General features: G+C 49.8%; 15 protein-coding genes, 1 tRNA gene and 1 pseudogene. 7 read left to right on the forward strand and 10 right to left on the reverse strand.

Features of this window, described 5'->3' with window-relative positions:
• Positions 1-228: 228 nt before the first annotated feature.
• The 3 genes from ABVN44_RS20730 to ABVN44_RS20740 all read right to left on the reverse strand — a co-directional run bounded on the left by ABVN44_RS20730 (position 229) and on the right by ABVN44_RS20740 (position 2536).
• Positions 229-1548, reverse strand: coding sequence for a ferric reductase-like transmembrane domain-containing protein (locus ABVN44_RS20730; RefSeq protein ID WP_024148531.1), 1320 nt, complete (start codon positions 1546-1548; stop codon positions 229-231).
• Between the two features lie 75 nt (positions 1549-1623).
• Positions 1624-1887: a YdgH/BhsA/McbA-like domain containing protein gene (locus tag ABVN44_RS20735; RefSeq protein ID WP_001027081.1), complete on the reverse strand. Its 264-nt coding sequence runs from the start codon at positions 1885-1887 to the stop codon at positions 1624-1626.
• Positions 1888-1912: 25 nt separating this feature from the next.
• A complete protein-coding gene (locus tag ABVN44_RS20740) occupies positions 1913-2536 on the reverse strand; it encodes an FMN-dependent NADH-azoreductase (protein ID WP_023232633.1) in 624 nt (207 codons plus the stop codon).
• A gap of 100 nt (positions 2537-2636) precedes the next feature.
• Between ABVN44_RS20740 and ABVN44_RS20745 the strand changes: the two genes are divergently transcribed.
• Complete coding sequence (locus tag ABVN44_RS20745; protein WP_023232634.1) at positions 2637-3542, forward strand: LysR family transcriptional regulator; 906 nt, start codon at positions 2637-2639, stop codon at positions 3540-3542.
• 273 nt (positions 3543-3815) lie between these two features.
• On the opposite strand, the pseudogene ABVN44_RS20750 reads toward ABVN44_RS20745, so the two are convergent.
• From ABVN44_RS20750 to ABVN44_RS20760, 3 genes and pseudogenes are all read right to left on the reverse strand, one after another.
• Positions 3816-4043: pseudogene (locus ABVN44_RS20750) on the reverse strand (Arm DNA-binding domain-containing protein); the annotation flags it as partial.
• A gap of 159 nt (positions 4044-4202) precedes the next feature.
• A tRNA-Phe gene (locus ABVN44_RS20755) sits at positions 4203-4278 on the reverse strand.
• A gap of 105 nt (positions 4279-4383) precedes the next feature.
• Entirely contained in the window at positions 4384-5091 is a 708-nt protein-coding gene (locus tag ABVN44_RS20760) for a DUF554 domain-containing protein (RefSeq protein ID WP_000234466.1), read from the reverse strand.
• 425 nt (positions 5092-5516) lie between these two features.
• Between ABVN44_RS20760 and ABVN44_RS20765 the strand changes: the two genes are divergently transcribed.
• The gene (locus ABVN44_RS20765) at positions 5517-7652 is read left to right on the forward strand and encodes an ornithine decarboxylase (RefSeq protein ID WP_023232635.1); all 2136 of its coding nucleotides are present in this window, start codon (positions 5517-5519) and stop codon (positions 7650-7652) included.
• A 61-nt stretch (positions 7653-7713) separates the two neighbouring features.
• Here the strand turns inward: ABVN44_RS20765 and ABVN44_RS20770 are convergent, their stop codons facing one another.
• From ABVN44_RS20770 to mutY, 4 genes are all read right to left on the reverse strand, one after another.
• Positions 7714-8970 (reverse strand): nucleoside permease, encoded by a 1257-nt coding sequence (locus ABVN44_RS20770; RefSeq protein ID WP_001049804.1) that lies wholly within the window; start codon positions 8968-8970, stop codon positions 7714-7716.
• Positions 8971-9186: 216 nt separating this feature from the next.
• Positions 9187-10272, reverse strand: a complete 1086-nt coding sequence (mltC, locus tag ABVN44_RS20775) for a membrane-bound lytic murein transglycosylase MltC (RefSeq protein ID WP_000976289.1) — start codon at positions 10270-10272, stop codon at positions 9187-9189.
• A 112-nt stretch (positions 10273-10384) separates the two neighbouring features.
• Positions 10385-10660, reverse strand: coding sequence for an oxidative damage protection protein (locus ABVN44_RS20780; RefSeq protein WP_000091706.1), 276 nt, complete (start codon positions 10658-10660; stop codon positions 10385-10387).
• A 27-nt stretch (positions 10661-10687) separates the two neighbouring features.
• Positions 10688-11740 (reverse strand): A/G-specific adenine glycosylase, encoded by a 1053-nt coding sequence (mutY, locus tag ABVN44_RS20785; RefSeq protein WP_001148959.1) that lies wholly within the window; start codon positions 11738-11740, stop codon positions 10688-10690.
• A 154-nt stretch (positions 11741-11894) separates the two neighbouring features.
• On the opposite strand from mutY, the gene trmB reads away from it, so the two are divergent.
• The 5 genes from trmB (at position 11895) to ABVN44_RS20810 (ending at position 16084) form a co-directional block, all read left to right on the forward strand.
• Entirely contained in the window at positions 11895-12614 is a 720-nt protein-coding gene (gene trmB / locus ABVN44_RS20790) for a tRNA (guanosine(46)-N7)-methyltransferase TrmB (RefSeq protein WP_000786893.1), read from the forward strand.
• The gene (locus tag ABVN44_RS20795; protein ID WP_001107574.1) at positions 12614-12940 is read left to right on the forward strand and encodes a YggL family protein; all 327 of its coding nucleotides are present in this window, start codon (positions 12614-12616) and stop codon (positions 12938-12940) included. Before trmB ends, ABVN44_RS20795 begins: the two co-directional genes overlap by 1 nt.
• 49 nt (positions 12941-12989) lie before the next feature.
• On the forward strand, positions 12990-13709 hold the full coding sequence (locus ABVN44_RS20800; protein ID WP_000984827.1) for a DUF2884 domain-containing protein: 720 nt from the start codon (positions 12990-12992) through the stop codon (positions 13707-13709).
• 188 nt (positions 13710-13897) lie between these two features.
• The gene (ansB, locus tag ABVN44_RS20805) at positions 13898-14944 is read left to right on the forward strand and encodes an L-asparaginase 2 (RefSeq protein ID WP_000394189.1); all 1047 of its coding nucleotides are present in this window, start codon (positions 13898-13900) and stop codon (positions 14942-14944) included.
• Positions 14945-15076: 132 nt separating this feature from the next.
• Positions 15077-16084 (forward strand): DUF1202 domain-containing protein, encoded by a 1008-nt coding sequence (locus ABVN44_RS20810; protein WP_000252197.1) that lies wholly within the window; start codon positions 15077-15079, stop codon positions 16082-16084.
• Positions 16085-16150 lie beyond the last annotated feature (66 nt).

A 16150-nucleotide genomic window follows, 5' to 3' on the forward strand; every position in this document is an offset into this window, starting at 1 on the left:
GACGCCGTAGTGGCGTCCCTTAAATATTTACATAATCCCTTTTCTGACCAGAGGAGTATTAACCCACTCATGAGCTTCTTTACTTATCTCAGCATCCGGATCGCATTGTGCCAGTAGTCCGAAAAGTAAATTACAGAGCTATTTCTGAGATTAGGTTTCTTCGATTTGTTGTAAACCAATACCGAGGTAGCCTGAGAAAAATATGTATATGAATTTTCTCATCAATAATTAACGCATATTAAAACGATCATAATGGAAGGCTTTCTCTGATATCCCGTACTTTTGTAGTCCGGATAGTAGACTTTTCGCAAAACCTGCTGGCCCGCAAAACCAGACGTGAACGTTTTGGCTATTATCGCTTTCCATCATAATATGTTTGGCTTCCAGTTTCATCCCGGCATCGATACGGTGTAAAGTCACACCTGCTGCTGTACATAATAAATCGAGATTTACAGGGTACTGCAAATCATCATGCTGACCAACGCAATACCATAAATCAATAGGGCAGAGTTGGTGGTCTGAGTTTTTTAAATATTCCAGCTGAGATATAAAAGGAGTGATACCGATCCCTCCCGCAACCCAGACCTGACGCTCAGATTGAATATTAAAGTCTAAATAACCCCAGGGGCCCTCAACAATCACGTCCTGTCCAATTTTTAATTCTTTCTTTAGTGAATGTGTATGATCCCCTAATGCTTTAATGGCAAAACGCAAGTGTTTTTTATCCTGGTAATAAGAGGCTATAGTGAATGGGTGTGCCTCTGCATCATGTTGAAATGTTAAAAATGAAAACTGCCCTGGTGTATGCAATAGAGGGGTGTCAGTATGTAGAGTTATTTCTATAATATCATTTGGGTAATAGTCGATGTTTGTGATGATCGCAACGCGTTTGTTTTTATAAGCAATCATATTAAATAGCGAAAGGCCGGCAGCATAAATACCAGGGATACTCACTATTACCAGCAGAATGCCCGCAGGTGAATTCCACCAATATGTTTTAAATAGAACGGTAAAAATATGGAAAGCAGTAGCCAGGTAAAAAACAGGAAACAGACGATGTATAAAATGGAAAATGTTATAAGGGATTTTTTTTACAAGAGAAACCAGCACCAATCCTATCATCAGGTATGTAGACCATTCAGCAGCTAACAATCCTGCATAGATCAGTTGAGATTGCCATGAGCTTATCTGAATACTTCCCAGTGATCCTGGATGAGCAAGCCAGCCATTTTGCACCAGCCAGTGAGGTATTTTTTCGTCCAGCCAGTGCGCCAGCGTAAAGACTGTCGCGATAATACCAGCTTGTTTGTGTAACCCCCACGATTTATCCAGACCTTTCAGAATCCGATTCAACCAGGGTGAACGCAAAATCAGACACATAGCTAATGTCATAAAACACCATGCGACGCACCCACTAAAAAAGAGAAAGTTTTGCCGAAACAGCCAAAAGATTTTAGATGTTTCGGCGTGGAATATTTCACCTGATAAGACAAAAATAAGACTTGCTGTGAGTAATGTTAAGCTACTCACAAAATACGTTATTTTCATAATGGCCTGTTTTTTTAGCAGGCACGGGCAATTACCCGTGTCCTGGATAATAATTACGATTGATTGTAATTGTGATTATTTATAAAGAATAGCGGTGGCGTGTGATTGATTATCGATATGAAATGAAGTGATTCGATAATAATGAGCACCTGACGCTTCAGTTTTATTCTGAAGGAGTTGTATGATGCTTTCAGGATTTGTATTTATGGATGATACACTAACATGAGCAACTTCTTTCATGTCTGTTTCTGGATGACTAATTTCTGTTGCAGCAATGGATGTCTGCCCAAATAAAGAGAGTAAGAAAAAAGAGGTGACAATTTTTTTACTGATATTCATAAGAATTCCTTTCATATTAATAAACTTATCGATTAAAAGCATGAGCCAGCATACAGGGAATTTGCGCCAGCGAGTTTTTTTCTGCCAGAGATCTGCCTGGTATGGTTTTATCCACTCCTTCGGTGGGCAATATATGGACGTTAGTGATCCCCATCAAATTTAACGTTGACCGCAGATAGCTTTCCTGATGATCCAATTCCCGATGCCTGGTATCTGAATAAATTCCACCACGCGTGGAGACAATAAATGCTGGCCTGTCGGCCAGTAACCCCGTTGCACCCGTAGAGGTAAAACGAAATGTCAGACCAGCCTGGCAAACCTGATCTATCCAGGTTTTCAGACCCGAAGAGACAGAGTGGTTAATCATCGGTGCACCTATTACTAATATATCGCAGAGGCTCAACTCCGCGATCGCGTTTCTGATACCCTCCACTTCACTTTGCGTTTGTGCGTCTGTAGACATTAACTTTCCCCCAAGCACCAGAAATGTCTCTTCGCGTAAGTGGGGTGGCGGTGTCCGTCCGAGATCGCGGTATGTCACGCTGGCATTCGGAAAGCGCTGGCAGATAGCTTTTGTCAGCGCCAGGCTCAGCTTTCGTGAGCTGGAGTTGCAGAGCATAGGGCTGCTGTCAATGTGGAGGATCTTCATGGTGTTCGTCTCATTTAAAACGTGTGGCTAGTTTAACCGTTCTTAAAATGATGTTTAAATAGACGAAATTGAACTTCATTGTTGCGATAAAAGAACAATCATGATTGACTGGAATGATTACTGGTATTTTGCCCTGATTGCAGAAGAAGGAAGCTACAGCCGGGCGGCAATACGTGCGCAAGTGTCCAAATCGGTGCTAAGCCGACGGATGTCGGCATTAGAGGAACAGCTTGGTGTACATCTGATTCAGCGGACAACCCGACGCCTTGCGCTGACCAAAGTCGGCGAGAAATTTGCGCAGGAGTGTCAGAAGCTGGTAAATCAAAGTGAGCGAGCCCGCGCTGTTGTTCAGGCGGTACAGGAGTATCCACAGGGGACATTACGGATCAGTGCGCCGGTATTCATGGCAGAAACGTGGCTGGGAGCACTCATCAACGAATTTATTGCCCGTTGGCCGCTGGCAAATGTGCAGCTCCTTGCTGTCAATCGCCCGGTGGATATGATTGCAGAAGGTATTGATATTGCGCTATCAGTAAGTTCAGGGGCATTGCCTGATTCTTCGTTGCACTATAAAAAAATCAATACGCTATACGATATTTTGGTTGCCAGCCCCCAGTGGGTCGAGCAACATCCTGATTTAAAGACCATTGGAGATCTTCACAGAGCTCCGGCAATGGTGAGACTGGCCGACGGTCGTATGCAATCGTGGCATTTAATCAATGGGAGTCAGGAAATCACTCTGTCATTTTCCCCCCGTTTGTATTCCAATAATCTGCGGGTTCTGTTACAGGCAGTCGCTGGCGGCAATGGTGTGGCTTTATTACCGTTTCCGGCCTGCAAGGAAGAATTGCAAAACGGGGGACTGGTACAACTTTTCCCCGAGTGGTCTGGCCAGCCAAGACAGATTTATGCACTATTCCCAGCGAACAAAGGAATGCCCGCAGTTGCACGCTATTTTATGGACGAGTTAACCATGCGGCAGGAGAAACTAAATTCAGGACATTAAAAAGGTTAATTCATAGCGGCAGGAAACTGTCGCCGTGTTGTTGTAACAAATGACCAGACATGACTGTGGCAGATAATCCCGGCTTAGACATTCTGCAATCAGTTCATAAGTCTTAAATATACGCTATGTTGCCGGGCATAAATATAGGGCGCAACGTCCCCCTCGCGGCTCACGTCCAGATAATCTGACCACCACTGCATCATCTCCATACGCGCCTCCATGTACATACGCCGCCCGCACGCCGTTGCGCTCCTTGACGCTCACTGGCATCAGAGAAGGGCAGATACCCGATACCAGCAGCTTACGCGCGGCATTGCGCTTTTCGCGGGCTTTTGCCAGCGTAACCTGCGGATAGGGGCCGAAAGTCAGACGATTTTCTTTACCGCCGAAGCGATAGCGGAAATACCATAGCTTAGAGCCGTCAGGTACAGAATTTGTGAATCGGTGATTTTTGTAGGGTTTTTCGAGGGGCGCGGCGCAGATCTTGCTATCAGTTAACATGAGGGTCTCTCCGTTCATCGAACTGAATGAACCCTTAATCTGACCCACTATTTTCCGGATACGTAGGGATAAATCAAAACGCACCTGAAAAGATTTCCACGCTAACTCGTTGAATTAAAAACACAAGGGGATTTTTAAGGAAGCATAAAAAAGGGAAGGTGGTGCCCGGACTCGGAATCGAACCAAGGACACGGGGATTTTCAATCCCCTGCTCTACCGACTGAGCTATCCGGGCAACGAGGCGCATTAAACCGTAATCGCCTCGCTTCGTCAACGAAATTTCTTCAAATCAACGTAGACTGCACAATCTATCACCACTTTGTTGTTATTGCACGCAGAATCAGGCAAAAAACATCGCCCATGCGGCGGAAATCGGCATCGCCAGCAACAGCGCCGGGAGCATATTCACTACCGGAAACATTTTGATTCCACATACACGCAAGCCGGTCGCCACCAGCAGCAGTCCGCCCACGGCGCTAAAGTCGCCCATCATTGCCGGCGTGGTCAGAGGAAGAATGAGGGTGGCGCAGGCGGCAAGCGTTAACTGGATAATCAACATCGGCGCGCAAATCGCCGAAACGGCGATGCCAAGCGAACAGGCGAAAATAATGGCAGTGAAAAAATCCAGAAAAGATTTAGCGATCAAAATGTTTGGATCGCCGGTCATCCCTTCATGCATCGCGCCGAAAATACCGGTGCCGCTGGCGCAAAAAAGTACAATGATAGCGACGTAACTTTGAATAAATGAGTCGTGTGTCGGCTTCTTACCCGATGCCATAAATAATTGTTGGATTTTCGCGACTGCGCCATTAATGCCTTTTTCCAGCAAACAAAACTCGCCGATAAGCGCGCCGACCAGCGTCGCCAGCACCATCACCGGAAGATTAGCGCATTTCATCACCAGCAGAATGCCAATTCCCAGAGAGCACAGACCAAAAATAGACGTCATTGAGACGCGAATCCGTTCTGGCAGACGCTGACTTAACAGCGCGCCAATAACGCCGCCGAATAAAATTGCGCCAGCGTTAATAAAAGGTCCAATTACCACAATGACTCCTGTTATTTGTCTTTCAAATTGCCTTATTATCACGCGATTAAGCTGTTAATAGCTTGACTATCTGTGACGTATAGAGCGCTGATTTTACCTTGCGCCGTCTGGTGAAAGGTGCCATGATTGCGCGAAATTTCTCCTGCCAGCATGGGGCTCGCCGGGATGAACATAGCGCCTTTATATTGTCTTCACTGTCGCCTGACTGCGCGAGGTTTGCCCCTTTCTTTCCTTTTTTTTGTCATCCCCGCTATGCGGTGAGGGCAGCGCACGCTCACTGCAGGACAACAGTAAAATCAGAAACAGTCTGTTTTTACTGATGTCTGGCGGTCGGAGCTGGTATCCAGTTTGCCCCGGCATCTCGTTGGGCAAGGCATCGGGCCTTGTCTGGGGTTACTCTACTCCCGAAACGGGTATTTGCGCTTATGAAATCAATGAATATTGCCGCCAGCGGTGAACTCATCCCCCGTCTCTCCACCCACCGAAACGTAGTGGCGCTGGACAGTACCGACTTTACCGATGTGGCCGCAGTCGTCATTACCCCTGCCGACAGCCGTAGCGGTATTCTGGCGTTGCTTAAACGCACCGGTTTTCACCTGCCGGTGTTTATGCTTGCGGATGAACCCGTCAGCGCGCCTGTCGGCGTTACGGCGGTAATAGTCGGGAACGCGCAGGAATGGCTGGAGCTGGAAAACGCTGCCTGTCGCTACGAAGCGGAACTTCTGCCGCCCTTTTATGGCACCCTGACCCAGTATGTCGACATGGGGAATAGTACCTTTGCTTGTCCGGGGCACCAGCATGGCGAGTTTTTTAGAAAACATCCCGCAGGCCGCCATTTTTATGACTTTTTTGGTGAAAACCTGTTTCGTGCGGATATGTGTAACGCCGATGTGAAACTTGGCGATTTGCTAATACATGAAGGTTCTGCCAAACACGCGCAGAAATTTGCGGCAAAAGTGTTTAATGCGGATAAAACCTACTTTGTGCTGAATGGCACTTCGGCGGCGAATAAAGTGGTCACCAACGCCCTGCTGACGCGCGGCGATCTGGTGCTGTTTGATCGTAATAATCACAAATCCAACCACCACGGCGCCCTGATTCAGGCCGGGGCGACGCCGGTCTATCTTGAAGCGGCGCGCAACCCGTTTGGTTTTATCGGTGGTATTGATGCGCACTGTTTTGATGAAACGTACCTGCGCGACCAGATTCGTGACGTGATGCCGGAAAGCGCCGATGCGTCGCGTCCGTTCCGCCTGGCGATCATTCAGCTGGGTACCTATGACGGCACTATTTACAACGCCCGTCAGGTGGTGGATAAAATCGGACATCTCTGCGATTACATTCTGTTTGACTCCGCGTGGGTAGGCTATGAGCAGTTTATCAATATGATGGCGGATACCTCGCCGTTGCGGCTGGAGCTTAATGAAAACGACCCAGGGATCTTTGTGACCCAATCGGTACATAAGCAACAGGCGGGGTTCTCACAAACCTCGCAGATCCACAAAAAAGATAACCATATTCGCGGCCAGGCGCGTTTTTGCCCGCACAAACGCCTGAACAACGCCTTCATGTTGCACGCCTCGACCAGCCCGTTCTACCCGCTGTTTGCGGCGCTGGATATCAATGCCAAAATCCACGAAGGGGAGAGCGGTCGCCGCCTGTGGGCGGAGTGCGTTGCGCTGGGCATTGACGCGCGTAAAGCCATTCTCGCCCGTTGCAAACTGCTTCAGCCCTTTATTCCACTGGTGGTTGACGGCAAGCCGTGGCAGGCATATCCGACGGAGACCATTGCCAGCAATCGTCGTTTCTTCAGTTTTGAACCCGGGGCGAAATGGCATGGCTTTGAGGGTTATGCGGATGACCAGTATTTTGTCGACCCCTGTAAACTGTTACTGACCACGCCAGGTATTGATGCCGATAGTGGGCGGTACACCGAATTCGGCATCCCGGCGACCATTCTCGCCCACTATCTGCGTGAGAACGGTATTGTGCCTGAGAAGTGCGATCTCAACTCGATTCTGTTCTTGCTGACACCTGCCGAGAGCGAAGAGAAACTGGCGCGACTGGTCGCGATGCTAGCGCAATTTGAACGACACATTGAAGACGATACGCCGCTTGCGGATGTATTGCCGACGGTTTTTCAGAAATACCCGGTGCGCTACCGCGATTACACCCTGCGTGAGCTATGTCAGGAGATGCACAACCTGTACGTTAGCTTTGACGTTAAGGATCTGCAAAAAGCGATGTTCCGCAAAGAAAGCCTGCCGCATGTGGCGATGAACCCACAGGATGCCAACAGCGCCTTTATTCGCGGCGATGTAGAGCTGGTGCGTATCAGCGAGGCGGGCGGGCGTATTGCTGCCGAGGGGGCATTGCCATACCCGCCGGGCGTACTGTGCGTGGTGCCGGGGGAGATTTGGGGCGGCGCGGCGCAGCGTTATTTTTTGGCGCTGGAAGAGGGCATCAATCTGTTGCCCGGTTTTTCGCCGGAATTGCAGGGAGTGTATAGCGAGACCGATGCCGATGGAATTCAACGCTTGTACGGATATGTTTTAAAGTAACGTTGCCTGCAGGCCGGATAAGGCATTTACACCTCATCCGGCCTGCGAAACAGGGCAAGGATTAATGTGCAACGGGTTGCGAACTTGCCGGAACGCGAACGTGTTTGTATTTGAACAAGGCTACGAACGCGAAGGCCAGCACCAGCGAGTAGCCTGCGAAGATGAGCCACACGGTCTGCCAGTCGGTAATGCCGTTTTGAGTGTAATACTCCACCACTTTACCGCTCACAATGCCGCCCAGGATACAGCCGAAGCCATTGGTCATCATCAGGAACATCCCCTGCGCGCTGGCGCGGATTTCCGGGCGTACTTCTTTTTCGACAAACACCGAGCCAGAAATGTTGAAGAAGTCGAAGGCGCAGCCGTACACAATCATCGACAATACCAGCAGAACGGTACCGAACGGCGTCGGGTCGCCATAAGCGAACAGGCCGAAACGCAGCATCCACGCCACGATACTGATAAGCATAACGTTCTTAATACCATAACGGCTCAGGAAGAACGGAATGGTCAGGATGAATAACGTTTCAGAAATCTGCGAAATCGACATCATCACCGAGGCGTGCTGCACGATAAAGCTACTGGCGAATAGCGGATCTTTATCAAAGCTATGCAGGAAGGTGTTGCCAAACATGTTAGTGATCTGCAGTTCCGCGCCCAGCATCATGGAGAAGATGAAGAAAATCGCCATCCGCTTATTTTTAAACAGCGCAAAAGCGTCAAGGCCCAGCATTGATGTCCAGCTCTGGTTTTTCTGTTGGTTCGCCACCGGAATGTGCGGCAGGGTAAAGGTAAACAGTACCAGCAGAACGGAAAGCGTCGCGCCGATATAAAGCTGCATATGGCTCAGCTCGAAACCGGAGAAACTCACGCCCCACATCGCCAGAATAAAGCCAATGGTGCCCCAGATACGGATAGGCGGGAAGTCAGTCACAATATCCATGCCGGCAGACTGCAGGCGGTAATACGATATGGTATTGATCAAGCCCAACGTCGGCATATAGGCCAACGAGTTAAGTAGGATCACAAAGAACATCGCCCCAGGCGTAGTGACTTCCGCGGCCATGAATAGCGTGATGGCGCCGACAACATGACACAGGGCATAGACCCATTTCGCGCTCAGCCATTTGTCAGCCACAATGCCTAGCAAGGTCGGCATAAAGACGGCGGCAATCCCCAGTGAACTATAAACTGCGCCAATAGATGCGCCGTCAAATTTTAAGGTGACGAACATATACGAGCCCAGGGTAGTGAGCCAGCTTCCCCACAGACAGAACTGCAGAAAAGAGAGTATTTTAAGCTGCAGCTTAAGATTCATGTTAATTTCCTCACACCTGAGAGCGGATGAATGTTTTAAAAGGCACATTTGCCGTTGTGATTTGGTGTGATTCTATCAATGAGAGGCGGGCTTTTTTTGTTACCTGTGACAAATATTTGCAAACAATTTCTGATTGCAAAGCAAAAGGGTGACGGAGTTAACACTTTTACCTTTCCCGCCTCTGTCATTTGCCAGCCAGAGGCGGGATGCGATGGTTTATCGGCGGCGATACGATCGCTGGGCGGAATTCACCTTATACAGATAGCGGCGCGACTCCGCAGATGGATGTCGGGTGGTTAATATCTGGTACACATCCCCCGGCGACATGCGGTTAATCATATTCGCGGCCTGAATCTTATCGTTCGAGAATACGCGTAATACGCTGCCTGCGCCGCCATTATAGGCAGTAATGACCGCATAGCGCCGCGACGTCGGATTCTCAATACCGCTCAGATAGACATTATTCAACATCGCCAGATACGCTGTGCCAGTATCGATATTGCTGGCGGGGTCGAACAGGAAGTTACGGCTTGGCGTGCCGGACTTACCCTGAGAACGGAAAACATCTTTCCCGGCGCTGTGTTGCACCACCTGCATCAGGCCCAGCGCATCCGCGTGGCTGACCGCATACGGGTTAAACGAGGACTCCGTTTGCATAATCGCCAGAATCAGCGACTCGTCAACGCCGTATTTACGGGAGGCCTGGCGTACCATGCCAATGTATTTATGCGCGCGTTTATCAAGGTGGTTCGGCACCAGATTAATGGTGACGCTGTAAATAATACGCAGGCCGTTACTGCGGCTTTTGAGCCGCGTTTTCAGCAAGTAATCCGCGAATGTCGTGGCGCGGCCTTCCCAGCGAATAGGCTGGCCGGTATTGTCGAGGACCTGACCATACAGAAAGGGTTCTTTAGAAATTTTTATGTCATCGACATCGGAGTAAAGATCGACGGAGGTTGGGTCGTCACCCATGAGCAACGTTTTAATAATGGCCCGGCGCAGATGTGCGGTAGGTTCCGTCCCGGCGATGGTTTCAACGGTAATGGTCCCATCATCAAAGTTGATGTGGCTACGGGTCTGGAACTGATCGGTATATTTGACGTAGTCTTTCGGCCCGGCGATCAGGACTTCCTTATATCCCCACAGATTTTCAATATTGTTGGCAAATTGCCCCATCAAAATATCAAAGCCGTTGGTATCCTTGACCCAGGCTTCATTATACGTCTCGCCTTTTTTGGTCGAACTGGAGCAGGAGATGAGCAACGGCGCAATAACAGCAAGCGCGAGTAATTTTTTCATCATTCCGGGAGTGCATGTTGTGTTGTCGTTATGCCATGTTGCCGGGCAGCGGCGCTAAGGGCTTATCCGGCATAACTCACAGGCCGAATAAGCGCAGCGTCATTCAGCAACGGGCCTATTTTTTATCTTCCGGCGTATAACCTTCGATATGAACGTCTTTGCCTTCGAACAGGAAGCTCACCATCTCCTGTTCCAGCAGTTTACGGTGCTCGGCGTTCATCATGTTGAGCTTTTTCTCGTTAATCAACATGGTCTGCTTATGCTGCCACTGCGCCCACGCGTCCTTAGAGATCTCGTTATAGATACGTTTTCCCAGTTCGCCAGGGTAGAGCTGAAAATCTTGCCCTTCAGCGTCGCGTTGCAGGTAAGTACAAAAAATCGTTCTGCTCATAAGTCATCCTCTTCATCGACCGGGGCGTTAAACTGGCGCTCCGGTACGTAACTGCTGTAACAAGCGCTCCACGGGGGCCGCCAGTCCGACTGACGGCGGTTGCGCTAAGTTATACCAGAGCGCGCTGCCTTCATCCATGCAGGCGTCCAGTGACGACACGGGAAGCCACATAGGCACAATATCCAGGTGGAAATGGCTAAATGTGTGGCGAAACGCGTTAAGCTGGGTCAAATTATCAGCGTTAACATGCCGTTGCGCCAGCCATTCACGTAATTCATCTTCGCTGGCGAACTGCGGAAAGCAGTAGAGTCCGCCCCATAAACCGCTGGGAGGGCGCTGCGCCAGGAAAATCTCCTGATTATGCTGTAACAATAAAAAGTAACCCGTCCGCTCCGGCAACGTCTGTTTCGGTTTCTTGCCCGGATAGCGTGACCAGCTTTCATGCGCAGCGGCGATACAACCGTTTTGCAGCGGACACAGGGTGCACTTTGGTTTTGAACGCGTACAAACCATCGCGCCCAGATCCATCATCGCCTGATTAAAACGCTCCACGCCGCGTGCGGGCGTCACTTGCTCGCTCAACGTCCACAGCGTATTCTCCACCTCTTTTTTTCCAGGCCAGCCGCTAACAGCATAACAGCGAGCCAGCACACGTTTAACGTTTCCATCAAGAATCGGATAATGTTTACCTAACGCGAGGGAGAGAATCGCGCCGGCGGTTGAACGCCCGACGCCGGGTAGCGCGGCGATTTCGGCAAAAGTTTGCGGGAATTCTCCACCGTGAAGCGTCGCCACCTGTTGCGCCGCTTTATGCAAATTACGCGCGCGGGCGTAATAGCCGAGCCCGGTCCATAAATGGAGCACTTCATCCAGCGGCGCATTCGCTAAATCCGTTACCGTGGGAAAGCGCGCCATAAATCGCTCAAAGTAAGGAATCACCGTCGTCACCTGCGTTTGTTGCAACATGACTTCCGAGAGCCATACTTTGTAAGGCGTCTTGTTAATTTGCCAGGGCAGCGTTTTCCGCCCGTATTTGTCGTACCAGTCCAGAACCTGGGCTGAAAATTGAGACGCTTGCATGGAAACTCATTCATTATTGCCGGGGGCAAGATTGCAGCACAGAGGCCGCAGGGTGTAAACCGGAACTTTCCGCAGTGCGCTTCATGCTTGCATCCGGCAACTAACTTTGGATAATGCCCGTTTTCAGAACTCAAACACAGCAGACTACACTTTTATGAAAAACGACGTCATTTCACCGGAATTTGATGAAAACGGTCGCCCGCTGCGCCGTATTCGTAGTTTTGTTCGTCGCCAGGGGCGACTGACAAAGGGGCAAGAGCACGCGCTGGAAAACTACTGGCCGGTGATGGGCGTCGAGTTCAGCGAAGCGCCGGTAGATTTCGCCACGTTGTTTGGTCGCGAAGCGCCGGTGACGCTGGAGATTGGTTTTGGCATGGGGGCGTCTCTCGTGGCGATGGCGAAAGCGCGCCCGGAGCAGAATTTCCTCGGCATTGAAGTGCATTCACCCGGTGTCGGCGCGTGTCTGGCGTCCGCTCATGAAGAGGGCGTTGAAAACCTGCGCGTCATGTGCCACGACGCGGTAGAAGTGTTGCATACAATGATTCCTGACAATTCTTTATCGATGGTTCAGCTCTTTTTCCCTGACCCGTGGCATAAAGCGCGTCATAATAAACGCCGTATCGTTCAGGTGCCGTTTGCTGAACTGGTATTGAGCAAGCTGAAATTGGGCGGCGTTTTCCATATGGCGACCGACTGGGAAGCGTATGCGGAACACATGCTTGAAGTCATGTCTTCTATCGACGGGTACAAAAATCTGTCAGAGAGCAATGATTATGTACCGCGCCCGGAATCGCGCCCGGTAACGAAATTTGAACAACGTGGCCATCGTCTTGGTCATGGCGTATGGGACTTAATGTTCGAGAGGGTGAAATAATGGCAAAGAACCGTAGTCGTCGTCTGCGTAAAAAAATGCACATTGACGAATTCCAGGAATTAGGATTTTCGGTGGCATGGCGTTTTCCGGAAGGTACATCTGAAGAGCAGGTCGATAAGACTGTCGATGACTTTATTAATGATGTTATTGAGCCTAATAAACTGGCGTTTGACGGCAGCGGCTACCTGGCCTGGGAAGGGCTGATTTGTATGCAGGAAATCGGTAAATGTACCGAAGAACATCAGGCGATTGTGCGTAAATGGCTGGAAGCGCGCAACCTTGAAGAAGTCCGAACCAGCGAACTTTTCGACGTTTGGTGGGACTAATAAGTACAGGGTCGGCAAATGCCGGCCCGCTTTGTCTTGAGGGAAAGTTATGATGCGCAAAACGCTGCTGGCGGCAGTGCTAACGTTTACGGCGATGGCCGCTCATGCAGATTACAAATGCAGCGTCACGCCGCGTGACGATGTGATCCTGAGTCCACAAACGGTGCAGGTGAAAGGTGAAAATGGCAACCTGGTGATCACGCCGGACGGCAATGTGATGTACAACGGTAAGCAGTACACCCTTAGCGCCGCGCAGCGCGAGCAAGCGAAAGATTACCAGGCGGAACTGCGAAGCGCGCTGCCGTGGATTGATGAGGGAGCCCGATCGCGCGTCGAAAAAGGCCGCGTGGCGCTGGATAAAATTATCGCTAAAGAGGTGGGCGAAAGCAGCAACATGCGTAGCCGTCTGACGAAGCTTGATGCGCAATTAAAAGCGCAAATGAACCGCATTATCGAACATCGTACGGACGGCCTGACGTTCCACTATAAGGCTATCGACCAGGTGCGTGCCGACGGTCAGCAGTTGGTGAATCAGGCGATGGGCGGTATTTTGCAGGACAGCATTAACGAAATGGGCGCCAAAGCGGTGCTTAAAGGCGGCGGTAATCCTTTACAGGGTGTGATGGGCAGCCTCGGTGGTTTGCAAACCGCTATCCAGAACGAATGGAAAAACCAGGAGAAAGATTTCCAGCAGTTTGGCAAAGATGTCTGTAGCCGCGTAGTGACCTTAGAAGATAGCCGCAAAGCGCTGGTTGGCAGCCTGAAGTAATCTTTCCTTTTTAAACAATGGCGCAGATCGTATCTGCGCCTTTTTATTCTGTTTTTTCCTGCATTTTGTTATCCATCTCTAAAAAATACTCTCTGTCGGATATATATCGCTGGTTAATCGTATGTCGTCACATTATTCGTCTGCAATATAGAGATAATGCGACCAGTTGACATAACTGGAGATATAACATGGAGTTTTTCAGGAAAACGGCATTAGCTGCTCTGGTAATGGGTTTCAGCGGCGCAGCGTTCGCTTTACCGAATATCACCATCTTAGCGACCGGCGGAACGATCGCTGGCGGTGGTGATTCAGCAACAAAATCAAATTATACGGCAGGTAAAGTCGGCGTCGAAAATCTGGTGGATGCCGTTCCTCAATTGAAGGACATTGCGGTAGTGAAAGGCGAGCAGGTCGTTAACATTGGCTCGCAGGATATGAACGATGAAGTCTGGCTCACGCTGGCGAAAAAAATCAATACCGAGTGCGACAGCACCGACGGTTTCGTGATCACCCACGGTACTGATACGATGGAAGAGACCGCTTATTTCCTCGATCTGACCGTGAAATGCAATAAACCGGTGGTACTGGTCGGCGCGATGCGTCCTTCCACGTCAATGAGCGCAGATGGCCCGTTCAACCTCTATAATGCGGTAGTAACAGCGGCTGATAAACAGTCTGCCAACCGCGGCGTGCTGGTGGTAATGAATGATACCGTCATGGACGGACGCGACGTCACTAAGACCAATACGACTGACGTGGCGACGTTTAAAGCGGTTAACTACGGCCCGCTGGGTTATATCCACAACGGTAAAATTGACTACCAGCGTACGCCAGAGCGTAAACATACCACCTCCACCCCGTTCGACGTGTCGAAGCTGACCGCGTTGCCGAAAGTCGGTATCGTTTATAACTATGCGAATGCGTCCGATCTGCCGGCAAAAGCGCTGGTAGACGCGGGTTATGACGGGATCGTGAGCGCAGGCGTGGGTAACGGCAACCTGTATAAAACGGTCTTTGATACCCTGGCGACCGCCGCGCACAACGGTACGGTAGTGGTGCGTTCTTCACGTGTGCCGACTGGCGCAACCACGCAGGATGCGGAAGTTGACGATGCAAAATACGGCTTTGTCGCTTCCGGCACGCTGAACCCGCAAAAAGCGCGTGTCTTACTGCAACTGGCGTTAACCCAGACTAAAGATCCAAAACAGATCCAGACGATGTTCAATCAGTATTAAAGATAATGCCCCGGTCGGAAGGCCGGGGCCATCTTTGGAAGACCTCTCGCACAACCAACACTATTATCTTGCTAATTATCATCCTGGTTATGATAATTGTGGGCGTCATGTCTCTGGACGGGAGGTCCACAAGTGGTTCGACAATGGATTGCTGGCGCAGCGCTGTTTGCCCTGATTTCAGGCTATAGTTGGGCAGAGGTTGCTCAACCCTCCGATAACATCTTAAAAGAACAGTTTAGTAAGCAGTACCACGGCATACTTAAACTGGATTCCATTACCTTAAAAAATCTTGATTCGACGGGCAATCAGGCCACCTGGTCTGCCGAAGGGGATATTTCTTCCCGTGAAGATATGTATACCGGCGTTGGTATGGCGGCGGATTATTATTTTGTTGAAAAAACCTGGACCAAAGATCGTCCTGTTAAATTTTCTGCCATGTTAACCAGTAAAGGGACGCCAGCCTCTGGCTGGACGGTGAACTATTACTCATTACAAATGGCAGCCAGCGATCAGGGCCGGGCTATTGACGACATTAAAACGAATGATAAATACCTGATCGTCAACAGTGATGACTTTAACTATCGGTTTGGCAACATTGAAGCCTCCTGGCGTGCGCAGAAAGCGTCGATCCCCGGTCTTGAAGAACAACTCTCTGCCCTGGATAAGAAAATAGCGGTAGCTAAAAAAGAAGCGGACGCGTATTGGGGAAAAGGCGCTGATGGGAAACCGTTGACCCGCGCCGAGGCGTTTAAAAAGACGTTAAAAGAGCGCGATGATTATGTAAAAGCCAACGATAGCAGCGTATATGCCGAGAAATACGAAAAAGAGGTCTATCAACCGGCATTAGACGCGTGCCGTAAGCAGAGTGAGCCGTGCAATGAAGCGGCTATTCAGCAGAAAAGAGATTTAGACATACACGAGCAACGGCGGCAGGTATTTTTGAAATCAGAAGAGCTGCGTCGAAAAGCGCAGAATGACTGGATAACGTTAGAGAAAGGACAATATCCGCTGAATATAGCGGTACAGAAACTTCAGATGCAACAGAGTGATATCCGTGTGAAAATTATGGATATTAATGACGGTTACGAGCGCTGGAAAAAAGATACCGACGATTTGCGTCGTAAAGGGGTTATTAAATAATGCGCTTGCCGGCGGCGCATTAACCGCCACAGGTCGGTAAGCGTCGCGCCATCAGGTATTTTACCC

Source organism: Salmonella sp. SJTUF15570 (assembly GCF_043357055.1).
Taxonomy (GTDB): Bacteria; Pseudomonadota; Gammaproteobacteria; order Enterobacterales; family Enterobacteriaceae; genus Salmonella; species Salmonella enterica.

What these genes read in the sequence shown, in the direction of transcription:
- ABVN44_RS20730 (WP_024148531.1), bottom strand. Translation starts at nt 1,548, where the DNA reads ATGAAAATAACGTATTTTGTGAGTAGCTTAACATTACTCACAGCAAGT.
- ABVN44_RS20735 (WP_001027081.1), bottom strand. Translation starts at nt 1,887, where the DNA reads ATGAATATCAGTAAAAAAATTGTCACCTCTTTTTTCTTACTCTCTTTA.
- ABVN44_RS20740 (WP_023232633.1), bottom strand. Translation starts at nt 2,536, where the DNA reads ATGAAGATCCTCCACATTGACAGCAGCCCTATGCTCTGCAACTCCAGC.
- ABVN44_RS20745 (WP_023232634.1), top strand. Translation starts at nt 2,637, where the DNA reads ATGATTGACTGGAATGATTACTGGTATTTTGCCCTGATTGCAGAAGAA.
- ABVN44_RS20765 (WP_023232635.1), top strand. Translation starts at nt 5,517, where the DNA reads ATGAAATCAATGAATATTGCCGCCAGCGGTGAACTCATCCCCCGTCTC.
- ABVN44_RS20770 (WP_001049804.1), bottom strand. Translation starts at nt 8,970, where the DNA reads ATGAATCTTAAGCTGCAGCTTAAAATACTCTCTTTTCTGCAGTTCTGT.
- mltC (WP_000976289.1), bottom strand. Translation starts at nt 10,272, where the DNA reads ATGATGAAAAAATTACTCGCGCTTGCTGTTATTGCGCCGTTGCTCATC.
- ABVN44_RS20780 (WP_000091706.1), bottom strand. Translation starts at nt 10,660, where the DNA reads ATGAGCAGAACGATTTTTTGTACTTACCTGCAACGCGACGCTGAAGGG.
- mutY (WP_001148959.1), bottom strand. Translation starts at nt 11,740, where the DNA reads ATGCAAGCGTCTCAATTTTCAGCCCAGGTTCTGGACTGGTACGACAAA.
- trmB (WP_000786893.1), top strand. Translation starts at nt 11,895, where the DNA reads ATGAAAAACGACGTCATTTCACCGGAATTTGATGAAAACGGTCGCCCG.
- ABVN44_RS20795 (WP_001107574.1), top strand. Translation starts at nt 12,614, where the DNA reads ATGGCAAAGAACCGTAGTCGTCGTCTGCGTAAAAAAATGCACATTGAC.
- ABVN44_RS20800 (WP_000984827.1), top strand. Translation starts at nt 12,990, where the DNA reads ATGATGCGCAAAACGCTGCTGGCGGCAGTGCTAACGTTTACGGCGATG.
- ansB (WP_000394189.1), top strand. Translation starts at nt 13,898, where the DNA reads ATGGAGTTTTTCAGGAAAACGGCATTAGCTGCTCTGGTAATGGGTTTC.